The sequence below is a fragment of the Pseudomonas lundensis genome (assembly GCF_001042985.1).
GTDB classification, from domain to species: Bacteria; Pseudomonadota; Gammaproteobacteria; order Pseudomonadales; family Pseudomonadaceae; genus Aquipseudomonas; species Aquipseudomonas lundensis.
On record NZ_JYKY01000006.1, the window covers coordinates 84,313 to 103,705 of the forward strand.

The following is a 19,393-nucleotide window of genomic DNA, read 5'->3' on the forward strand; positions in this document are numbered from 1 at the left end:
TCAGAGGCACCCTGTCAGGCGGGCCTGAGGCGCCAGCCCAGCACATCGAGCAGATCGCAGCCATCGCGCAGCAACAGCATGGCGGTGGTGGCCAGGTGCTTGAGGTCGACCTGATCGGCGTGTTCCAGGTCACGGCTCGCAAAGGTTTCCATCAGTTGCGTGACCGCCAGCACACGGGCTGCGGCGTTGGCGTGCAAGACGTCCAGCGGGGCGTTACGGTCAATCAGCAAGGCGGGGATGGTGCAATCGATGGCAGTCAGCGGGATGTAGGGAGCGTTCGGCATGGGCGAGGTCCATTTGTCTTTTCAAATAAGCCACCCTTTTTCGTCGCCAAACGAAATTAGGGTGGCAGCTGTGCGGGGGTTGGCGAACCGGTGAAAAGACAAACAAAGACCGGCAGACCCGAAGATCTCCCACGCACAGCCGCCATAAAGCTTGCCGCGAAAAAATGAACTCGCGACGAAACGAAACGACGCAAAAGCGCTGCTTTATCTTTTCATTCCGAGTCGCCAAACCCGGTCGCCATGTGGGCGAGCGCGGACTATAAGCGCCGGCACAGACACCCTGCAAGCAGCAAACCTGTCTGAAGTGGCTGATAAGGCTGCGGGCCGACGCCCCCTCTTGCACACGTCATACGCGCGCCCATCACCCACACGCCAGGTTCAGTTCCAGCGCCATTCCCCCAAGTCGATGACCAGGCACGCACTGCTGCTGGCCCCGAACACCACATCAATCTTGCGGTTGGGCTGATAGCGCTCCGACCCGCGCTCACCAATCAAAATATCCCCGCAGCGCCCGTCCCGCGTGTGCGGCCGATCCTTCCACACCGGCACACTGTCGAGCTTCAACTGGCGCACCAGGTTGCACAGGATAAAACTGCGCGCACAGATTCCGTTGATCCCTTCCGAGCTCAATGACTTGCGTAAAAATCGCAAAATCGTCTCGCGCTCTTTCTCGCACCGCTCCAGCACCGCGGCGTAATACGCCTCGTGGCCACAGCCCTGCGGCACCGTCGGCAGCGAAATCACCGCCAGCAGGTTGGCGCCCTCGGTACTGAACCCCACCACATGTTGATCGAGCGCCTGATCCAGCCAAAAAATCGCAAACGTACCCTCCAGCGCGGGGAACGCCGGAAACAACCCCTCCAGCTCAACCATGGCCAGACCATGGGCATCACTGAGGGCATAGGTTTTGACCGACGCATCAGGGATCAGGGTTAACTCGATGGGCATCGCGCATCTCCATTGCCAGTTAAAAACGCCACGGCGCACTCTTTCCACAGTTAAGCAGGTTTGGGCAAACCCACTACTGGCAACATTGACAGGGTGACCACCTGATAGAACTGCCAGTACCCGTGACGCCTGATCGCGCTCATCATCAAGCACTCCTCAACGCGCGCGAGAGCTTCCATGAAAAAAGCACTGCTGTGCAGTTATCACTACGACCCGCTTGATCGGCTGACGGGGGTGCTGCCCGACGCACAGGCACCACGACAACGCTTTTATCGGCAAAACCGGCTCGCCACGGACATCCAGGGCGACGTGCGGCACACCATCCTGCAGCACGGCGACCAATTGCTTGCGCTGCAGAGCCGTGATGCAACGTCATCCGCCAGCACCCTGCTCGCCACCGACGCGCAACACTCCGTGTTGCATACGCTGAGTGCGACAGAACAACAGGCAATGGCTTATTCGCCTTATGGCCATCACCCAACCGCGGGCGCCAATCAGCATCTTTTGGGGTTTAACGGCGAGTGCGCAGACCCGCTGAGCGGCCATTATTTATTGGGCAACGGCTATCGGGCGTTTAATCCGGTATTGATGCGCTTTAATAGCCCAGACAGTTGGAGTCCATTCGGGAAGGCAGGCATTAATGCATATGCTTACTGCATGAACAACCCTGTTCTCACGGAAGATTCTAGCGGCCACCTATTTGGATTTATTGGGAAACACGCATCGAACTTGGCAAGCTCCTTAAAAGCAAAGGCAAAGAATTTTTTCTCAGGCGGCGTCAAGACGAACCGTTTGAGAGAGAAAACTCACCGGCTTAAAATCAAGCCAGGAATTTCAGTTTCTAAAGCCTATAAAGCACGCGATGCAATGCGCGAAAGCCTCCAATTTTTCAGCGAACAAGTGTCCAGAAACGCAGTGTATTTAAACGACTTGAACACCCCTTACGTTCCAACACTCAATTTGCAAGAACAAGCAACTGCAATCATAAAATCAAACAACATCCCCACGCATACACTTCCAAAAACCCTTCAAAGCCTCGTAGCCAATAAGATGCCAAACAACCCTCATTACAAGATAATTAGAAAAATAAAAATCGGAGACTACGACCCCACACATACACAACCGACAAAGCTCACCGCATATGGCTTATATGACGCAACCGATACTACTGAAACACTGGCTTATCTTCTTGATTTAAATCGCCGCGCAGCGGCCTTTTCTCAAGAACACGTGATTAAATACCATACCCTTCTGGATGGACATTTCATTAGGAAAGGTTGGTAGAAAAACGTCAAAATCACTGTCCAAAAAAACACCCTCACTCATCGCGCCGCAAATCCGGCGGGATGGGCAGGTCACTGAGCGGGTCAGGCCGCTTACCCTTGCCCGCTTGGTGCTGGCGGATCTGGTAGACGTACGCCAGCACTTGGGCCACGGCCAGGTACAAGCCGGCAGGGATTTCCTGGTCCAGTTCGGTGGAGTAGTAGATCGAACGCGCCAACGCCGGGGATTCGAGCAGCAGGATGTCGTGCTTGGCGCCGATTTCCCGGATTTTCAGCGCCAGAAAGTCGCTGCCTTTGGCCAGCAGCATCGGCGCCGCGCCTTTCTCGGGGTCGTATTTGAGGGCGACGGCGAAGTGGGTCGGGTTGGTGATGATTACATCCGCATCCGGGATGGCGCTCATCATGCGCCGCTGGCTCATGTCGCGCTGGGTCTGGCGGATGCGCTGTTTGACTTCCGGGCGCCCTTCCTGATCCTTGTGTTCGTCGCGCACTTCCTGCTTGGTCATCAGCAGTTTTTTGTGGCTTTCCCACAGCTGCACGGGCACGTCCACGGCGGCAATCAGGATCAACCCGCAGGCCATCCACAACGCACTCCAGGCCACCACTTGCAGGCTGTGAATCACCGCCGATTCCAGCGGTTCGTGGGCGATGCGCTGCAAGTCGTCGATGTCGGCCTGGAGCACCATCAACGCCACGATCAGGATGATGAAGAATTTGGCCAGCGCCTTGAGCAGTTCGACCAGCGCCTTGGCCGAGAACATGCGCTTGAGCCCCGCCGCCGGGTTCATGCGGCTGAACTTGGGCGCCAGGCTGCCCGCCGCGAACAGCCAGCCACCCAGTGCAATCGGCCCGATCAGGGCGGCAATCAGCAAGGTGATGAGCACGGGCTGGAGCGCGATCAACGCGATTTTGCCCGAGTGCAGCAGGAAGGCGCCCATGGAATCGGGGTTGAGCAGCGCTTCACGGCTGATGCTGAAGTTGTAGCGCATGATTTCCATCATGTCCTGCGCCAGCGCACCGCCAAAGATGATCAGGCCGATGGACCCGGCGAGCATGATGGCCAGCGTATTCAGTTCTTTAGAGCGTGCGATCTCGCCCTTTTCCCTGGAGTCTTTTTTTCGTTTCTCCGTGGGGTCTTCTGTTTTATCGGCGCCACTCTCGCTTTCGGCCATGGCTATTTCGCCTGTGCCAGATCACGTAAGAACTGCAGGGCCTCAGTGGCCAGCGGTTGGTACTGATTGAGAATGTCCGCCAGGCTGATCCACAGGATCACCATGCCCAGCACCAGGGTCAGCGGAAAGCCGATGGCGAAGATGTTCAGTTGCGGCGCCGCCCGGGTCATGACGCCGAAGGCAATGTTGACCACCAGCAGCGCGGTAATGGCCGGCAACACCAGCATCAGGGCCGCGCCCAGCACCCAGCCCAGTTTGCCCACCACTTCCCAAAAATGAAGGGTCAATAAACCGCCGCCGACCGGCAAGGTGGTAAAGCTCTCGGTGAGCACTTCGAACACCACCAGGTGCCCGTTCATGGACAGGAACAGCAAGGTCACCAGCATGGTGAAAAACTGCCCGATCACGGCCACGTTAACCCCGTTGGCCGGGTCGACCATGGAGGCGAAGCCCATGCCCATCTGGATCGCGACGATTTGCCCGGCCACCACGAACGCCTGAAAAAACAGTTGCAGTGAAAACCCGAGCAACGCGCCGATGATGATTTGCTCGGCAATCAACATCAGCCCGCTCAGGTCCAGCGGGTTGACGGTGGGCAGCGGCGGCAGGCTGGGCACAATGGCCAGGGTAATGGCAATCGACAAAAACAGCTTGATGCGCTTGGGCACCAGGGTCGTGCCGATGATCGGCATGGTGGTCAACAGCGCGCCGACCCGAAACAGCGGCAGCATGAAGCTGGCGACCCAAGTACTGATCTGCGCGTCCGTCAGGGCCAGCAGCGACATTTAGCCGATCAACTGCGGAATGCTGCCGTACAACGACAGGATGTATTCCATGAACGTCTGCACCAGCCACGGCCCGGCCACGATCAGGGTCACGAGCATCACCAGCAAACGCGGGAGGAAGCTCAGGGTCTGTTCGTTGATTTGGGTGGCCGCCTGGAACATGGCGACCATCAGGCCCACCAGCAGGCTGGGCACCACCAGAACGGCCACCATCAGGGTGGTCAGCCACAACGCACTGCGAAACAGGTCAACCGCGACTTCTGGGGTCATTGCGCATTACTCCCGGGCATGGCGTCACACCCCGCCAAAACTGCTGGCCAGCGTGCCGATAATCAGCGCCCAGCCATCGACCAGCACGAACAGCATGATTTTGAACGGCAACGAAATAATCAGCGGCGACAGCATCATCATGCCCATGGCCATCAGCACACTGGCCACTACCAGGTCGATGATCAGGAACGGAATGAAGATCATGAAGCCGATTTGAAACGCGGTTTTCAGTTCCGAGGTGACAAACGCCGGCACCAGAATGGTCAGCGGCGCGGCATCCGGGGTGGCGATGTCGGTCCGCTTGGACAGGCGCACGAACAGCTCAAGGTCGCTGCTGCGGGTTTGCGCCAGCATGAAATCCTTGATCGGGCCTTCGGCCTTGAGGATCGCGTCCTGCGCTGAGAGCTTTTCGGCAAGGTACGGCTGCAAGGCGTTTTGGTTAATTTTGTCGAACACCGGCGCCATGATGAACATCGTCAGAAACAACGCCATGCCCGTGAGGATCTGGTTGGACGGGGTTTGTTGCAGCCCCAGCGCCTGACGCAGGATCGAAAACACAATGATGATCCGCGTGAAACTGGTCATCAGCATGACGAACGCCGGGATAAAACTCAGCGCCGTCATGATCAGCAGGATTTGCAGGCTGACCGAGTACTCCTGCTGGCCGTCGGCGCCCGTGCCCAGGGTGATGGCCGGAATCGACAACGGATCGGCACCGAACGCCAACGGCGCGGCCAGCGCCAACAACAGCGCAACGACTAAACGCATTACGGCTTGTCCTTCTGGTTGCCCATCAGTTCCAGCAGGCGCTTGGCAAACTCCGGCGTGGCAGGCTGGGGGGTAGTCGGCAAGGTCACCGGCTCCTTGAGCACATGCAGCGGCGTGATCCGGCCGGGCGTCAGGCCCAGCAGGATCTGCTCATTGCCCACTTGCACCAGCACCAGACGATCACGCGCGCCCAGCGCACGCGAGCTGATCAGTTCAATCACCTGCCCCTGACGCGGCCCGGCGTGCTGAACCCGGCGCAACAGCCAGGCCAGGCCGAAAATCAGCCCCAGCACCAGCAGCAGGCCCAGCACCAGCTGGGTCAATTGACCGCCGATGCCACTGCCGACCACCGGCGCAGCCGCCGTGGTGGCCGTGACCACAGGTTCGGCCGCCAGCACGCTGAACGGGAACGCCAGTAAACCGCCGAGTAACCGCTTCATTCAGCGCAGCTTCTTGATGCGTTCGCTTGGGCTGATGACGTCCGTCAGGCGAATGCCGAACTTTTCGTTCACCACCACCACTTCGCCGTGCGCAATCAGCGTGCCGTTGACCAGCACGTCCAGCGGCTCACCGGCCAGACGGTCCAGTTCAATTACCGAGCCCTGGTTGAGTTGCAGCAGGTTACGGATGTTGATGTCGGTGCTGCCCACTTCCATGGAGATGGACACCGGAATATCCAGAATCACGTCCAGGTTGGGGCCGTCCAGCGTGACCGGCTCGTTGTTGCGCGGCACGCTGCCGAATTCTTCCATCGGCACGCGGTTGGACGACGGGGCCTTGGCCGCATCGGCCGCCAGCAAGGCGTCAATGTCGTGTTGGCCCACATCGCCGGTTTCTTCCAGTGCAGCCGCCCATTCATCGGCCAGCGCCTGGTCTTCGGCGGAAGTTATTTCGTGTTCGTCAGCCATCATTTGTCCTCGGCGGGCAGTCAATCAGTTACACAGCGAATTCTTGAAACCGGCGCTTAGCGCCGGTCGATGGGCTCAACCACTTGCAGGGCGAGATTGCCCTTGTGCGAGCCCAGTTTGACCTTGAACGACGGCACGCCATTGGCACGCATGACCAGCTCGTCCTGCAGCTCGATGGGGATCACGTCGCCGGGCTGCATGTGCAGAATGTCCCGCAGCCGCAACTGGCGACGGGCCACCGTGGCACTGAGCGGCACGCTGACGTCGAGTACGTCTTCACGCAGCGCTTTGCTCCAGCGTTCGTCCTGATCGTCGAGGTCGGACTGGAAACCGGCGTCGAGCATCTCGCGCACCGGCTCGATCATCGAATACGGCATGGTCACGTGCAGGTCGCCGCCACCGCCGTCCAGCTCGATGTGGAAGGTGGAGACCACAATCGCCTCGCTCGGGCCGACGATGTTGGCCATGGCCGGGTTCACTTCCGAGTTGATGTACTCGAAATTGACTTCCATGATCGCCTGCCAGGCTTCTTTCAAGTCGATGAAAGCCTGCTCCAGCACCATGCGCACCACGCGCAACTCGGTGGGCGTGAATTCACGGCCCTCGATCTTGGCGTGACGCCCGTCGCCGCCGAAGAAGTTGTCCACCAGCTTGAACACCAACTTGGCGTCCAGGATGAACAGCGCCGTGCCACGCAGCGGCTTGATCTTGACCAGGTTCAAACTGGTGGGCACGTACAGCGAATGCACGTACTCACCGAACTTCATCACCTGCACCCCGCCCACGGCCACGTCGGCCGAGCGGCGCAGCATGTTGAACATACTGATGCGGGTGTAGCGCGCGAAACGCTCGTTGATCATTTCGAGGGTCGGCATGCGCCCGCGAACAATACGGTCCTGACTGGTCAGGTCGTAACTTTTGACACTGCCGGGTTCGGCAGCCATTTCGGTCTGTACCAGACCGTCATCGACGCCATGCAACAGCGCATCGATCTCATCCTGGGACAGCAGGTCTTGCACGGCCATGTCGTGATCCTACTGCAATACGAAGTTAGTAAAGAGCACCTGATCGACCACCACTTTGCCCAGCTCTTTTTGCGCAACGGCTTGCACACTGGCAGTGGCTTTTTGACGCAACATTTCCTGGCCAACCGGCGTGGCGATGCTGTCGAAGGTTTCCCCGGAGAACAGCATGACCAGGTTGTTGCGGATCACCGGCATGTGAACCTTGAGCGCGTCCAGATCGGCCTGGTTACGGGCTTGCAGGGTCATGCTCACTTGCATGTAGCGCTGGCGGCCATTGGCGTTGTAATTGAGCACAAACGCAGGCGCCATCGGCTCGTAGATCGCCGGGACTTTAGCGTTCGGGTCAACCACCACCTCGGGCTTGCTCTGGGCGCTGTGCATGAAATACCAGGTGGCGCCCACGGACAGGCCAATCGCCAGCAGCAACGCCACGACGATCAGGATAATCAGCTTGAGTTTGCCTTTCTGGGCGGGGTCTTTCACTGCGTCGCTCTTCGCCATGCCAATAATCCGTCACTATTCGGTTTTCACAGGTGCATGGCTAGGCAAGAGCAAGTGTTATGCCAGAAGTGAGTGTCGGGCGGGCATTGTTTGGCGTGAGCGGGGTTGGGGCGCGATGGCACGGCGATAACCGCGCGGTGCGCGGCAGCGACTGCACCGTTAAGGGGAGCCGCTGCGCAAGGCTGCGAGCCAGTTATCAGGCGTAGTAATCCACCGCACTGGAGCCCAGGATCACACTTGGCGCTGCGGCTTCAACGGCCGCCACGGACAGGTCGTCCTCCACAGTGCCGTCCGCCCGCCCACCGTTGCCTGTGCCATTGGCGCGGTGCTGGCCTTGTTGCTCCTGACCCTGGCCCTGCCAATTGCGCGATTGATCCGACACGTTGACGTCCACTTGCCCCATGCCCTGCTGGGCGAACATCTCACGCAGACGGTGCATCTGCCCTTCCAGCGCTTCACGCACACCGGCGTGGCCGCTCATGAAGTTCACTTGCGCCGGCTGATCGGCCGCGATGTTGACGCGGATGTCCAGTCGCCCCAGTTCGGCGGGTTCCAGCTGAATGTCCGCCGACTTGAGGTTGGCGCTGGACAGGTACATCACCCGGTTGACCACTTCTTCAGACCAGCCGTTCTGATGCATGGCCAAGGGCTGGTTGACCGGCAAGGCATTGGCGGTTTTGGGCACCGCGGCCTGGGTCAAGGCCGCCAGACGATTGGCGAAGTCGTCGACACGGGTGTCGCTGGAGGCGCTTTTCAAGTCTTTAAGGCCATCGTCCACCAACCCCTTGAAGGCCTTTTCGCCGCCCTCGCCGGTGGTTTGGGAGTCGGTTTTCGGCTCGATCAGCAGGGCCATGCCGCTGGCCTGCCCCTGGGTTTGAGCAGCCGGTGCAGTGGTATCAGCAGAGGTGCTTTTGGTCGGCGCCTGACTGCTGGCGGACACGTGCCCGCCCTGCTCCATGGCCAGGCGCACCGCCGGCAGGTCGTCGAGGGGATCGGCCTCGGGGTCGAAGGTGTCATCGGCCACCGGCTGAGGTTGAACCGCAGCCGACGTGGCCGCCGCAGCCGCCGCAGCCAGTTGCGGCGCCTGCACCTCGGGTGGTGGCGCAACAGCGTCAACCGGCACCTCCGCCACCGGCGGTGTCAGCGGGGTGGTCGGGGCCACGGGCGTCAGCGCGGACGGATCGGTGGAAGCCACGTCATCGGACGCCGACGTCGTGCTGGCGTCCTGGTCATCACGGGCATTGTCGGCGCGCTTGCCGCCAGGCAAGGGTTTGCCGCTATCGGCAACGTTCGCCGGTTTGCCAGCGCTTTTGTCGTTGCGCACATCAGGCCTGGCTGGCGCATCCGTCCCCTTGTCGCGCGACGGTTTGGCGACTTTATCGGCGGCATTGGACGCGGTGTCTTGCGACGCCTTGGCGTACACCTTCGAGAACGGCGCCCCCCCGGTTTTGTTGGGCTCAACAGCAGGCTGGGACGCATTGGCCGCGGCGGCTTTGGACGCAGCGGCGGCAGGTGTCTGAAGAAGCGGGTTGGCGGCAAGCGGCATGTAAGGTCTCCACTGTACGGGCTGGCGTAGGTACAGGTCAGAGATTCAGAGCAAGGTTCGGGCCAGCTTTGCGCCCATCAGTGGGAAACCACGTGTGCCACCCCGCAGCGCTTGCGTTCGGCGCTGTACAGTCGGCGCACGGTTTGATATTCACGGTCGATTTTCAGCACCAGCGCTTCGATGCCGTCCACCGGCATTTTTTGCACCCCGGCTTCGAGTTCAGCGCACAAGCGCGCCAAACGAATGGCACCCATGTTGCTGCTGCTGCCTTTAAAGCTGTGGGCAACCGCCATCAGCTCGGTAGGACCACGCGCCAGATGCAATTGCTGCAGACGTTCGTCCGAGTCCGCGATAAAGGTGTCCAGCAGGTCGGCAAACCCGCCCTCCATCACGTCACGCAATGCGCTCACAACAGCCGGGTCCATGTGTAAATCAGACACTTGTTCACTCCTTGATCAAGAATGGGGCGGATTATGCCAGAGCCTCCCACGAAAACTCCACGTACGCGCTGCGACCATCGTCTGACCAGCGCGCCGCAGGACACAGTTGACGCACCAGGCTCACGCCGCGCCCCGACAGGCGCCCTTTGTCCAGGGGACGCGCCAATACGTTGTGGACATCGAATCCTTTTCCGCTGTCTTCAACTTGTATCACTAAACGTCCACCGTTGAGCATAGGCTCAACCCGCAGGTGCAGCCGGACAAATCCTTCTTTAAGGGCTGCCAGCCGCTCTTCCCGGCGCTGGTAATACTGCGCGAACCCGGCGGCGTTGCGCTTGATTCGCGAGTCGAGCCCCAACACGCCATGCTCTAGGGCATTGGCGTACAGCTCGGCCAGCACCGCGTGGATCACCGCCCCCTGCGTACGCAGCCCATGGACTTCCATCAACAACTGCAACAGGTAGGGCAACGGGTTGAACTGTTGCAGGGATTGGGCGCGAAACTCAAAGCTGGCCGACCAGTCCAGCGGGCTGCAACGCCCGCTGTCGGCGTAGAGAATCGGCGGCAGGTCCCAGGTGTGTGGCAGTTGCGATGTGATTTGCACCAGGCTCACGTCATCGCGCTTTTGCCCCTGGAAATCGCGCAGCGCCTGCACCACCTCATCAATCAGGTGTGCCGGGTCCCGATTACGGGCAAACACCCGCTCCAGCCCTTGCACGCCAAACAGTTGTTCATCGTGGCCTGCAGTATCGATGACCCCGTCCGAGAGTAAAAACAGCTGATCGCCCGGCGCCATGGGCAGCACCTCGGTGGCGTCGTCAAAGGTGTCGCTGGTGAGCACCCCCAACGGCAAGTGCCGGGACGGCAACGGCGTGCGCTCGCCGCTGGCCTGGGCATGCAAGTAGCCATCCGGCATGCCGCCATTCCATAGTTCGACGATACGCCGCTGGGCACTCACGCACGCCAGCGCGGCGCAGCAAAACATGTCCACGGGCAGGATGCGTTTGAGCTTGGCGTTCATCTCACGCAGGATTTCCGCCAGGCCATAGCCTTTGGCCGTCATGCTGTAGAACACCTCCGCCAGCGGCATGGCGCCGATGGCGGCGGGCAACCCGTGGCCGGTGAAGTCGCCCAGCAACACGTGGGTATCGCCGGTGGGGGTGTAGGCCGCCAGTAATAAATCGCCGTCGAACAAGGCATAAGGCGACTGCAAATACTGAATATTCGACGCCTTCAAACACCCGGAGTGCGCGACCCGGTCAAACACGGCCTTGGCCACTCGCTGTTCATTGAGCAGGTAGGTGTTGTGCCGGGCGATCAGGTTGCGTTGCTGCAACACCGTGTCCTGCAAGCGCCGCAAACGGTCCATGACGGTGATCTTGGCGGCCAGCACCTGCGGGTTGTAGGGCTTGATCAGCACATCATCGCCCCCGGCTTCCATCGCACGGGTCAAGGCGTCAGCGTGTTCGAGCGAGGTGAGGAAAATGATCGGCACCAGCGTCTCACCGGCCAGCGCCTTGATCTGCCGCGTGGCTTCAAAGCCGTCCATGACCGGCATCAGCGCGTCCATCAGCACCAGTTGCGGGCGCTGCTCGGCAAACAGCGCCACCGCTTCGGCGCCATCGGCAGCCAGCAACACGCGATGCCCCTGCTTGCTGACAATGCGCGAAAGCAACAAGCGATCGACCGCACTGTCTTCAGCGATCAGCAGGGTGAGCGGCTGGATGTCTGCGTGTGACCCGTTCAACTGATATCAAACAGCTTGTCGAAGTTGGACGTGGCGAAGATTTTGCGCACGCCGGCATTGCAATTGACGATCCGCACATCCGACTCATCGCCCCCGGCGTAGTCACGCAACAGCAACAGCATGCCCAGCGCAGAACTGTCGACGTAAGTCGTGTCCTTGAGGTCAACCACAAACTGATCAGGTCTGTGGTCCAGCCGTTCGTAAGCGTGCCTGAAATCTTGATGCTGGACGAAATCAAAACGCCCCTTGATCGTTAACGTCAGTTTTCTACCATCGGCCGTGAGTTCTGAAGTGACAGCCATGCGCACGCATCCTTATCTGAGGTCGGGTGCCCAGAACTATAGACGGCGATGACGATTTCACCTCCCGTGGCGGGAATCCGGCGGGCTTATAACGTGTCGCGGCGCTGCAGGCGCTGGGACAGCTCGTCCATCAGCTTTTGTTCGCGCTTGTCTTCCAGCTGCCGCGCTTCGTCGGCGTAGCGTTGCACCAATTTGCGCAATCCTTCGACCCGGGCGTAGGCCTGCTGCCAGGTTTCACGGGCTTTATTGAGGTTGTTTTCGTGCCAGACCAAACTCTGCCGTTGCTGAGAGACAGCGGTTTCAAGCTGGTTGAGAAAGTACTGGTAACTGCGCAGCCATTGCCCTGACACGCCCTGGCTGCCACGGTCGACCCATTGCGACTGGTACTCGGCGCGGAAGTTTTCCAGGTCGCCCAGCTTGCTGTTGGCCAGGTTCACTTGCCCCTGAAAATGCCCGAGACGCTGCGCAGCGGCTTTTTCGGCGCTTTCGGCCATGTCCACCACTGGCGCCAGACGCGCCGCTCTTCCCCCGCTGGCCATCAGGGATTAGCCGCCCGGTGCCGGGGCAAAAATCGACCCCAGATGGCCACTGCTTTCGCCCAGGCTGATGTTGTCGTTCAGCCCTTGGCGCAGGTACGCCACCATCGCCGGTTGCAGGGCAATCGCGGTGTCGGTCTCGCGGTCACCGCCCGGTACGTAGGCGCCGACGCTGATCAAGTCCCGCGCCTGCTGGAAGCGCGACCACAACTGCTTGAATTGCTGCGCGCGGCGCATGTGCTCTTCGTTGACCACCGAGGGCATGACCCGACTGATGGACGCTTCGATGTCGATGGCCGGGTAATGGCCTTCTTCAGCCAGTCGCCGGGACAGCACGATGTGGCCGTCCAGCACGCCCCGCGCCGAGTCGGCAATCGGGTCTTGCTGGTCGTCCCCCTCGGACAGCACGGTATAGAACGCGGTGATCGACCCGCCGCCCGCTTCGGCGTTACCCGCCCGCTCCACCAGTTTTGGCAGCTTGGCGAACACCGAAGGCGGATAACCCTTGGTCGCAGGCGGCTCGCCGATCGCCAGGGCGATTTCCCGCTGCGCCTGGGCGAAACGGGTCAGCGAGTCCATCAGCAACAGGACGTTTTTGCCTTTGTCGCGAAAGTATTCGGCAATCCGCGTGCAATACATGGCTGCGCGCATACGCATCAAGGGCGCGTCATCCGCTGGCGAGGCCACCACCACCGAGCGCTTGAGGCCTTCTTCGCCGAGGATGTGTTCGATGAACTCTTTCACCTCACGGCCCCGCTCACCGATCAGCCCCACCACCACGATGTCGGCCTCGGTAAAGCGGGTCATCATGCCCAGCAGCACACTCTTGCCCACGCCCGTACCGGCAAACAGGCCCAGACGCTGGCCGCGACCGACCGTCAATAAACCGTTGATGCTGCGGATGCCCACGTCCAGCGGCACGCTGATCGGGTTGCGCTTGAGCGGGTTGATGGTCGGGCCGTCCATCGGCACCCAGTCTTCGGCTTTCATCCCGCCTTTGCCGTCCAGTGCCCGCCCGGCGCCATCGAGCACGCGGCCGAGCATGCTCATGCCCATGGGCAAGCGCCCGGTGTCTGCCAACGGCACCACACGGGCGCCCGGCGCAATACCGGCGACACTGCCCACCGGCATGAGGAAGATTTTGCTACCCGAAAACCCCATCACTTCGGCTTCGACTTCCACCGGGTGAAAGCTGTCGTCGTTGATGACCAGGCAACGGCTGCCCATGGCCGCGCGCAAACCTTCGGCTTCAAGCGTCAGGCCGACCATGCGCAGCAGGCGGCCCTCGACAATGGGCTGGCCGGGCAAGGTGATGGCGGGCGAATAGGTGCTCAGGCGTTTGGCAAAACTGGTGCGTTTAAGGTGCATCCGGTGCGTCCAGGTCGACGTCAATGTCCGGCGCAGACGGGTGCAGCGCCTGTTCGTGTAATTGGTCAAACAACTGGCTCATGGCCTGCTTGATGCGGGTTTCGATGCTGGCGTCGATCCGGCTGTGTTCGGTTTCGACCCGGCAACCGCCCGGCTGCAAGGTGTCGTCTTCGAGGATCCGCCACGTGGCGTCATGCCGCTCGCGCAGGGCCTTGATCTGGGCAAAATCTTGCGGATTGATGAACAGGCGAATGTTGTCAGCGCCCATCGGCAACAATTTGAGGCTCTCGCGCAGTACTTGCTCGATCTGGCTGGAGTCGGTTTTCAGTTCGCGCTGGATCACCAGCCGCGTCATGTGTTCAACCAGCCCCACCATGGCTTTTTCGAGCTGCTCGTCCTGCTCGGCCAGCGGCGCAAACAGGCTGCTCATCAGGCGTTCCAAGCTGCCGACCTTGGCGCTCAAGGCCACTTCCGCCTCTTGGCGCACCTTGAGCTGCGTGCTGTGAAAGCCTTCTTTTTCGCCGGTGGCGAAGCCTTCGTTGTAGGCCTCCTGACGGATGCTTTCGAGCTCTTCGAGGGTCAGCGGCTGGACTTCCTCCAGCGGCACTTCTTCGCTCTCGACCGGCAGTTCTTCGACCGGCTCGGGCTCGGGTTCCGGCGCTTCGCGAAACGGGTCAAAGCTGGGCAAGGACCACACGTCAAAACCGCCGACATCGCGGGCGCGGATCACATCACTGGGCGACTCGCCCTTGGCATTGCTCACTTAGATCATCTCTTCGCCGCCCTTCCCGCCGAGAACGATTTCTCCGGCTTCGGCCATACGGCGAGCAATGGTGAGGATTTCTTTCTGTGCGGTTTCGACGTCGCTGACACGCACCGGGCCCTTGGCTTCGAGGTCGTCGCGCAGCAGTTCGGACGCACGCTTGGACATGTTCTTGAAGATTTTTTCCTGAACGTTGTCGTCCGAGCCCTTGAGCGCCAGTACCAGCACGTCCGAAGACACTTCGCGCAACAGCGCCTGAATGCCGCGGTCGTCGACGTCGGCCAGGTTGTTGAACACAAACATGAGGTCTTCGATCTGACCGGACAGGTCTTCGTCGATTTCGCGGATCGAGTCCATCAACTGGCCCTCGGTCGAGCTGTCGAGGAAGTTCATGATGTCAGCCGCACGCTTGATACCGCCCAATGTTGTACGGGCAGCATTGGAGTTGCCGGAGAATTGCTTCTCGAGAATCTGGTTCAGCTCTTTGAGCGCGGCCGGTTGCACGGTGTTGAGCGACGAGACGCGCAGGATGATGTCCAGGCGTGCCTTGTGGTCAAAATGGCCCAGCACCTCACCGGCCTGGTCGGGGTCCAGGTACGCCACCACGATGGCCTGGATTTGCGGGTGCTCGAAACGGATCACGTCCGCCACCGCACGCGGCTCCATCCATTTGAGGCTGTCCAGACCGCTGGTGTTGCCGCCCAGCAGGATGCGGTCGATCAGGCCGTTGGCCTTGTCTTCGCCCAGTGCCGAGGTGAGCATTTTGCGGATGTAGCTGTCAGAGCCAACGCCGAGGCTGGTCTGGTCGCCGACGATCTCGACGAACTCACTCATGACCTGCTCAACCTGCTCACGGTGAACGTTGCGCATTTGCGCCATCGCCACACCCACGCGCTGCACTTCTTTAGGGCCCATGTGCCGCAGCACCTGGGCCGCGTCGGTTTCCCCCAGGGACAGCAGCAGGATCGCGGCCTTGTCGACCCGGGTCAGCTTGAGGTTGGTGGCGGCTCGGTTGTCACTCATCAGCGTTGATCCACTCTTTCACGACCTGTGCCACACGGCCCGGGTCTTCTGCTACCAGACTTTTAATTGCGTTCAACTGAGCGTCATAGCCTTCGCTCGGGCTTGGCAACAGAATGCTTTGTGGACCGCCGAGGCTGACCCGGTCGTTGGCCAACTCGCCGTCCAGGCCGCCGATGCCGCCCAGACCGCCCAGCTCGGCATCACTGCCCAACGCCATTTGTTTGTTGCGGCCGTGACCGGTGATGTTGTTGAGCACCGGGCGCAATACGCCGAACACCAGCACCAGAATGAACAACACACCCAGCACTTGCTTGACGATGTCCCAGAACCACGGCTGCGAGTAGAACGGAATATCGGCAATCACTTCGCCTCGTTCGGCGGAGAACGGCACGTTGATCACGCTCACGCTGTCGCCACGGCTGGCGTCAAAGCCCACCGCGTCTTGCACCAGACGCGTGAAGCGCGCCAATTGATCGGTGCTCCACGGCTCGCGGGTGACTTCACCGTTGGCCGGGTCGACCTTGACCTGATCGTCCACCACCACGGCAACCGACAGGCGATTGACACGGCCCTGTTGCTGCTTGGTGTGGCTGATGGAGCGGTCCAGCTCAAAGTTTTTGGTCGATTGCGAACGTTTGTCGGCCGGGTATGGCGCCAACATGGGCTGGCCGGTGGCCGGGTCCATGATCTGCTGACCGTTGGCGTCCAGCAGCGGCTGGCCTGGCTGCACCATGCCAGCGGCGGCGGTGGCCTGGCCGGTTTGCTGCGGCGCCGACGCCGGGGCCGGTGGCTGATTGCTCAGCGCGCCCGGCACACCTTGCGGGCCATTGCTGGCGGTGCGTTGTTCGTTGGTGGACTGCTCGCTGCGCAACGCCGGTTGGTCCGGGTTGAATTGCTCGGAGGTCGATTCAACGGCGCTGAAATCCACGTCCGCGGACACTTCGGCCTTGTAGCGGTCATTACCCAATACCGGCTGCAGGATGTTGTGCACGCGCTGGGTGAGCATGCTTTCCATGCGGCGGCTGTAATCGAACTGCTTGCCAGCCATGGTCAGTTCGGAGTTTTCCGCCTGATCCGACAGCAGGTTGCCCTTCTGGTCGACCACCGTGATCTGCGATTTGGTCAATTCCGGGACGCTGGTGGCCACCAGATTGATAATGGCCAGCACCTGACCCGGCTCCAGCGAACGGCCCGAATACAGCTCAACCAGAACCGAGGCGCTGGGCTTGCGTTCATCGCGCACGAACACCGAGCTTTTCGGAATCGCCAGGTGCACGCGGGCGCCCTTGACGTTGTTCAGGCTGGAAATGGTGCGTGCCAGTTCGCCTTCGAGGCCGCGGCGATAGCGCGTGGCTTCCATGAACTGGCTAGTGCCCAGCCCCTGGTCCTTGTCCAGAATCTCGAAGCCGATATTGCTGTCGGTCGGCGAGACACCGGCGGCGGCCAGCTTGAGGCGGGCACGGGCGACGTCATCGGCCTTGACCAGTAACGCGCCGGAAGTGGGCTCGACTGTGTAGGGAATATCGGCGGTGGCCAGGGTCTCCATGACTTGCTTGGCATCCATACCGGCCAGGCTACCGTACAGTGGCCGGTAATCGGGCTGTTGCGACCACAGCACCACGGCAAAACCAATCGCCACGCTCGCGGCCAGCCCGACCATCAGGCCGACCTGACGCAGCATGGTCATCTCGGAAAGGTTTTCCAGAAAAGACAGCCCGAACAGCGGCGGTTTGCCTTCTGTAGAGCCCGCCTTGGCCGGGACGTTATCAGCGACTGCTTCTGCCATGACCTAATACGTCCTTAAACCGGCATCTGCATGATGTCTTGGTACGCCTGAACCAACTTGTTGCGTACTTGGGTCAATGCCTGAAAAGAAACACTGGCTTTCTGCGATGCAATCATCACGTCAGTCAGGTCAACACCGCTCTTGCCGATTTCAAACGCGTTCGACAACTGGGACGACGCCTGCTGGGTTTCGCTGACCTTGTTGATCGCGTTGCCGAGCATATCGGAGAAGCTGGGGGCGCCCAGTTCGGCAGGCGCTTGCACAGCCGACTTCGGCTGGGCCATGGCGTCCATTTGCATGGCCCGCATGTCCAACATCATTCGATTAAATTCAATACCTTGGCTCATGGACTACTCTCTCCGACGGCCCGCAATTTTTTGACGCTCACACAGCATCCACTGAGGTGTTAGCAACAAGGGTGCCAGTTATTTATTGATCTGGAACAAATCACGTTACAAAAGGTCGCAGGCAGATGAGTGGCGTGTGGTCGCACCGCACGGACACAACCTGCGCAGTGACAAGCGTCAGTGTTCAAGGGGTGGCGAACAGGTAAGCCTCGACATCCATACCCGCATCGCGCATTTGCGCCAATTTGTAGCGCAGGGTGCGCGGGCTGATGCCCAGACGCTCGGCGGCCTCTTTGCGGCGACCCCGTTCGGCGCGCAAGGTGTCGATAATCAACTGGAACTCGCGACGGCGCAGGTCATCACCCAGCGCCCCCGCCGACGCCCCGGCCGGTTCGTTGGGGGTTTGAGCAGGCGCCGGCAATCTGGCACTGCTTGAAGAAGACAACGGCGCACAGGCCACCGGCCCCGACAGACAAAAATCCGCCGCCTCGATCAGCCCGCTTTGTTGCAGGATCAGGGCGCGCTGAATGGCGTTGTCCAGCTCACGCACATTGCCCGGCCAGCCGTAGTGGGTCAGGCACGCTTGCGCATCCGGCGAGAAGCGTACGGCGGTGTGTTTCATTTTGTTGATGTGCTTGGCCAGCAGGCGCTCTGCCAGCGGCAGAATATCGGCGGTGCGCTCGCGCAACGGACGCCAGGCCAGCGGAAACACCGACAGCCGGTAATACAAATCTTCCCGGAACCGCCCCGCCGCCACTTCGCCCGCCAGATCGCGGTTAGTGGTGGCCACGACCCGAATATCCAGCGCTATCGGCTTGCGCCCGCCGACCCGTTCAACTTCGCGCTCCTGCAACACGCGCAACAGCTTGGCTTGCAGGCCCAAGGGCATTTCAGAGATTTCATCCAGCAGCAGCGTGCCGCCGTCCGCCTGTTCAAATTTGCCCGCCTGCGCCGCAATCGCGCCCGTGAACGAGCCCTTTTCGTGGCCGAACAGCGTCGCTTCCAGCATGTTGTCCGGAATCGCCGCACAGTTGATCGCGACAAAGGGCTGAGTCGCCCGATGAGAGTGCTGATGAATATAACGCGCCAGGACTTCTTTACCGGTGCCGGACTCACCCGAGATCAGCACCGTGGAATCGCTGCGGGCCACGCGGGCCGCCAGCTCCAGCAGTTGCGCGCTGGCCGGCTCGATGGCCACCGGGCCTTGCGCGTCAGCCGCACCCAAACTGCCGAGCGCATGACGCGCCACCAGCTCCAGCAACGCCCTGGGCTCGAACGGCTTGACCAGGTAATCGGCCGCGCCCTGACGCATGGCGTCCACCGCGCGCTCCACCGCGCCGTGGGCGGTCATCAACAACACCGGCAGTTGGGGTTGCCGCGCCCGCAACAGGGCGAGCAATTGGTGACCGTCCATGCCCGGCATGTTGACGTCGCTGACCACCAGACTGAACGCTTGGGCCGAGACCGCCTCCAGCGCTTCTTCAGCAGACCCCACGGCGCGAAACCGATGCCCGGCCAGCAGCAAAGTGTCGGATAACGCTTCACGCAACGCACGATCGTCTTCCACCAGCAGCACATTGATGCGCATTGC

At 60.9% G+C, this 19,393-nt stretch carries 22 protein-coding genes; 1 reads left to right on the top strand and 21 read right to left on the bottom strand.

Annotated features, from left to right (window positions below; translation table 11 throughout):
• Positions 1-14: 14 nt before the first annotated feature.
• Positions 15-284, bottom strand: coding sequence for a hypothetical protein (locus tag TU74_RS07015; RefSeq protein ID WP_047275924.1), 270 nt, complete (start codon positions 282-284; stop codon positions 15-17).
• 378 nt (positions 285-662) lie between these two features.
• Positions 663-1,232, bottom strand: coding sequence for a hypothetical protein (locus TU74_RS07020; protein ID WP_048375732.1), 570 nt, complete (start codon positions 1,230-1,232; stop codon positions 663-665).
• 177 nt (positions 1,233-1,409) lie between these two features.
• Here TU74_RS07020 and TU74_RS23355 point away from each other — a divergent pair, with 177 nt between their 5' ends.
• Positions 1,410-2,516, top strand: a complete 1,107-nt coding sequence (locus TU74_RS23355; RefSeq protein WP_070415119.1) for an RHS repeat-associated core domain-containing protein — start codon at positions 1,410-1,412, stop codon at positions 2,514-2,516.
• Between the two features lie 34 nt (positions 2,517-2,550).
• On the opposite strand, the gene flhB is transcribed toward TU74_RS23355, so the two are convergent.
• The 19 genes from flhB to TU74_RS07120 all read right to left on the bottom strand — a co-directional run bounded on the left by flhB (position 2,551) and on the right by TU74_RS07120 (position 19,390).
• Positions 2,551-3,687, bottom strand: a complete 1,137-nt coding sequence (flhB, locus tag TU74_RS07030) for a flagellar biosynthesis protein FlhB (protein ID WP_047294514.1) — start codon at positions 3,685-3,687, stop codon at positions 2,551-2,553.
• 2 nt (positions 3,688-3,689) lie between these two features.
• Complete coding sequence (gene fliR / locus TU74_RS07035) at positions 3,690-4,472, bottom strand: flagellar biosynthetic protein FliR (RefSeq protein ID WP_047275930.1); 783 nt, start codon at positions 4,470-4,472, stop codon at positions 3,690-3,692.
• Positions 4,473-4,742: a flagellar biosynthesis protein FliQ gene (gene fliQ / locus TU74_RS07040; RefSeq protein WP_047276163.1), complete on the bottom strand. Its 270-nt coding sequence runs from the start codon at positions 4,740-4,742 to the stop codon at positions 4,473-4,475.
• A gap of 24 nt (positions 4,743-4,766) precedes the next feature.
• Positions 4,767-5,510: a flagellar type III secretion system pore protein FliP gene (gene fliP / locus TU74_RS07045; protein ID WP_047275934.1), complete on the bottom strand. Its 744-nt coding sequence runs from the start codon at positions 5,508-5,510 to the stop codon at positions 4,767-4,769.
• Entirely contained in the window at positions 5,510-5,950 is a 441-nt protein-coding gene (gene fliO / locus TU74_RS07050) for a flagellar biosynthetic protein FliO (RefSeq protein ID WP_047276161.1), read from the bottom strand. Before fliO ends, fliP begins: the two co-directional genes overlap by 1 nt.
• On the bottom strand, positions 5,951-6,418 hold the full coding sequence (gene fliN / locus TU74_RS07055) for a flagellar motor switch protein FliN (RefSeq protein WP_047275937.1): 468 nt from the start codon (positions 6,416-6,418) through the stop codon (positions 5,951-5,953).
• Between the two features lie 56 nt (positions 6,419-6,474).
• Positions 6,475-7,443, bottom strand: coding sequence for a flagellar motor switch protein FliM (gene fliM, locus TU74_RS07060; RefSeq protein ID WP_047275940.1), 969 nt, complete (start codon positions 7,441-7,443; stop codon positions 6,475-6,477).
• Between the two features lie 9 nt (positions 7,444-7,452).
• Positions 7,453-7,944, bottom strand: a complete 492-nt coding sequence (gene fliL / locus TU74_RS07065; protein WP_047275942.1) for a flagellar basal body-associated protein FliL — start codon at positions 7,942-7,944, stop codon at positions 7,453-7,455.
• Positions 7,945-8,140: 196 nt separating this feature from the next.
• Complete coding sequence (locus TU74_RS07070) at positions 8,141-9,490, bottom strand: flagellar hook-length control protein FliK (protein ID WP_048375735.1); 1,350 nt, start codon at positions 9,488-9,490, stop codon at positions 8,141-8,143.
• 77 nt (positions 9,491-9,567) lie between these two features.
• A complete protein-coding gene (locus TU74_RS07075; protein ID WP_048375736.1) occupies positions 9,568-9,930 on the bottom strand; it encodes an Hpt domain-containing protein in 363 nt (120 codons plus the stop codon).
• 31 nt (positions 9,931-9,961) lie between these two features.
• Positions 9,962-11,677 (bottom strand): ATP-binding SpoIIE family protein phosphatase, encoded by a 1,716-nt coding sequence (locus tag TU74_RS07080; RefSeq protein WP_186349414.1) that lies wholly within the window; start codon positions 11,675-11,677, stop codon positions 9,962-9,964.
• Entirely contained in the window at positions 11,674-11,979 is a 306-nt protein-coding gene (locus TU74_RS07085) for an STAS domain-containing protein (RefSeq protein WP_048375738.1), read from the bottom strand. Before TU74_RS07085 ends, TU74_RS07080 begins: the two co-directional genes overlap by 4 nt.
• Positions 11,980-12,065: 86 nt before the next feature.
• Positions 12,066-12,518, bottom strand: coding sequence for a flagellar export protein FliJ (gene fliJ / locus TU74_RS07090; RefSeq protein ID WP_047275950.1), 453 nt, complete (start codon positions 12,516-12,518; stop codon positions 12,066-12,068).
• A 6-nt stretch (positions 12,519-12,524) separates the two neighbouring features.
• On the bottom strand, positions 12,525-13,883 hold the full coding sequence (gene fliI, locus TU74_RS07095; RefSeq protein ID WP_047275952.1) for a flagellar protein export ATPase FliI: 1,359 nt from the start codon (positions 13,881-13,883) through the stop codon (positions 12,525-12,527).
• Entirely contained in the window at positions 13,873-14,646 is a 774-nt protein-coding gene (gene fliH, locus TU74_RS07100) for a flagellar assembly protein FliH (RefSeq protein WP_047294521.1), read from the bottom strand. Before fliH ends, fliI begins: the two co-directional genes overlap by 11 nt.
• A complete protein-coding gene (gene fliG, locus TU74_RS07105; protein ID WP_047275955.1) occupies positions 14,647-15,669 on the bottom strand; it encodes a flagellar motor switch protein FliG in 1,023 nt (340 codons plus the stop codon). It abuts the gene before it with no gap.
• The gene (gene fliF / locus TU74_RS07110) at positions 15,662-17,455 is read right to left on the bottom strand and encodes a flagellar basal-body MS-ring/collar protein FliF (RefSeq protein ID WP_047275957.1); all 1,794 of its coding nucleotides are present in this window, start codon (positions 17,453-17,455) and stop codon (positions 15,662-15,664) included. Before fliF ends, fliG begins: the two co-directional genes overlap by 8 nt.
• 14 nt (positions 17,456-17,469) lie before the next feature.
• Complete coding sequence (fliE, locus tag TU74_RS07115; protein ID WP_047294522.1) at positions 17,470-17,802, bottom strand: flagellar hook-basal body complex protein FliE; 333 nt, start codon at positions 17,800-17,802, stop codon at positions 17,470-17,472.
• 184 nt (positions 17,803-17,986) lie between these two features.
• Positions 17,987-19,390 (bottom strand): sigma-54-dependent transcriptional regulator, encoded by a 1,404-nt coding sequence (locus TU74_RS07120; protein WP_048375833.1) that lies wholly within the window; start codon positions 19,388-19,390, stop codon positions 17,987-17,989.
• Between the last annotated feature and the right edge of the window lie 3 nt (positions 19,391-19,393).

Bases quoted from the DNA above. Each gene is read 5' to 3' on its own strand.
- TU74_RS07015 (WP_047275924.1), bottom strand. From the start codon at position 284: ATGCCGAACGCTCCCTACATCCCGCTGACTGCCATCGATTGCACCATC.
- TU74_RS07020 (WP_048375732.1), bottom strand. From the start codon at position 1,232: ATGCCCATCGAGTTAACCCTGATCCCTGATGCGTCGGTCAAAACCTAT.
- TU74_RS23355 (WP_070415119.1), top strand. From the start codon at position 1,410: ATGAAAAAAGCACTGCTGTGCAGTTATCACTACGACCCGCTTGATCGG.
- flhB (WP_047294514.1), bottom strand. From the start codon at position 3,687: ATGGCCGAAAGCGAGAGTGGCGCCGATAAAACAGAAGACCCCACGGAG.
- fliR (WP_047275930.1), bottom strand. From the start codon at position 4,472: ATGTCGCTGCTGGCCCTGACGGACGCGCAGATCAGTACTTGGGTCGCC.
- fliQ (WP_047276163.1), bottom strand. From the start codon at position 4,742: ATGACCCCAGAAGTCGCGGTTGACCTGTTTCGCAGTGCGTTGTGGCTG.
- fliP (WP_047275934.1), bottom strand. From the start codon at position 5,510: ATGCGTTTAGTCGTTGCGCTGTTGTTGGCGCTGGCCGCGCCGTTGGCG.
- fliO (WP_047276161.1), bottom strand. From the start codon at position 5,950: ATGAAGCGGTTACTCGGCGGTTTACTGGCGTTCCCGTTCAGCGTGCTG.
- fliN (WP_047275937.1), bottom strand. From the start codon at position 6,418: ATGGCTGACGAACACGAAATAACTTCCGCCGAAGACCAGGCGCTGGCC.
- fliM (WP_047275940.1), bottom strand. From the start codon at position 7,443: ATGGCCGTGCAAGACCTGCTGTCCCAGGATGAGATCGATGCGCTGTTG.
- fliL (WP_047275942.1), bottom strand. From the start codon at position 7,944: ATGGCGAAGAGCGACGCAGTGAAAGACCCCGCCCAGAAAGGCAAACTC.
- TU74_RS07070 (WP_048375735.1), bottom strand. From the start codon at position 9,490: ATGCCGCTTGCCGCCAACCCGCTTCTTCAGACACCTGCCGCCGCTGCG.
- TU74_RS07085 (WP_048375738.1), bottom strand. From the start codon at position 11,979: ATGGCTGTCACTTCAGAACTCACGGCCGATGGTAGAAAACTGACGTTA.
- fliJ (WP_047275950.1), bottom strand. From the start codon at position 12,518: ATGGCCAGCGGGGGAAGAGCGGCGCGTCTGGCGCCAGTGGTGGACATG.
- fliI (WP_047275952.1), bottom strand. From the start codon at position 13,883: ATGCACCTTAAACGCACCAGTTTTGCCAAACGCCTGAGCACCTATTCG.
- fliG (WP_047275955.1), bottom strand. From the start codon at position 15,669: ATGAGTGACAACCGAGCCGCCACCAACCTCAAGCTGACCCGGGTCGAC.
- fliF (WP_047275957.1), bottom strand. From the start codon at position 17,455: ATGGCAGAAGCAGTCGCTGATAACGTCCCGGCCAAGGCGGGCTCTACA.
- fliE (WP_047294522.1), bottom strand. From the start codon at position 17,802: ATGAGCCAAGGTATTGAATTTAATCGAATGATGTTGGACATGCGGGCC.
- TU74_RS07120 (WP_048375833.1), bottom strand. From the start codon at position 19,390: ATGCGCATCAATGTGCTGCTGGTGGAAGACGATCGTGCGTTGCGTGAA.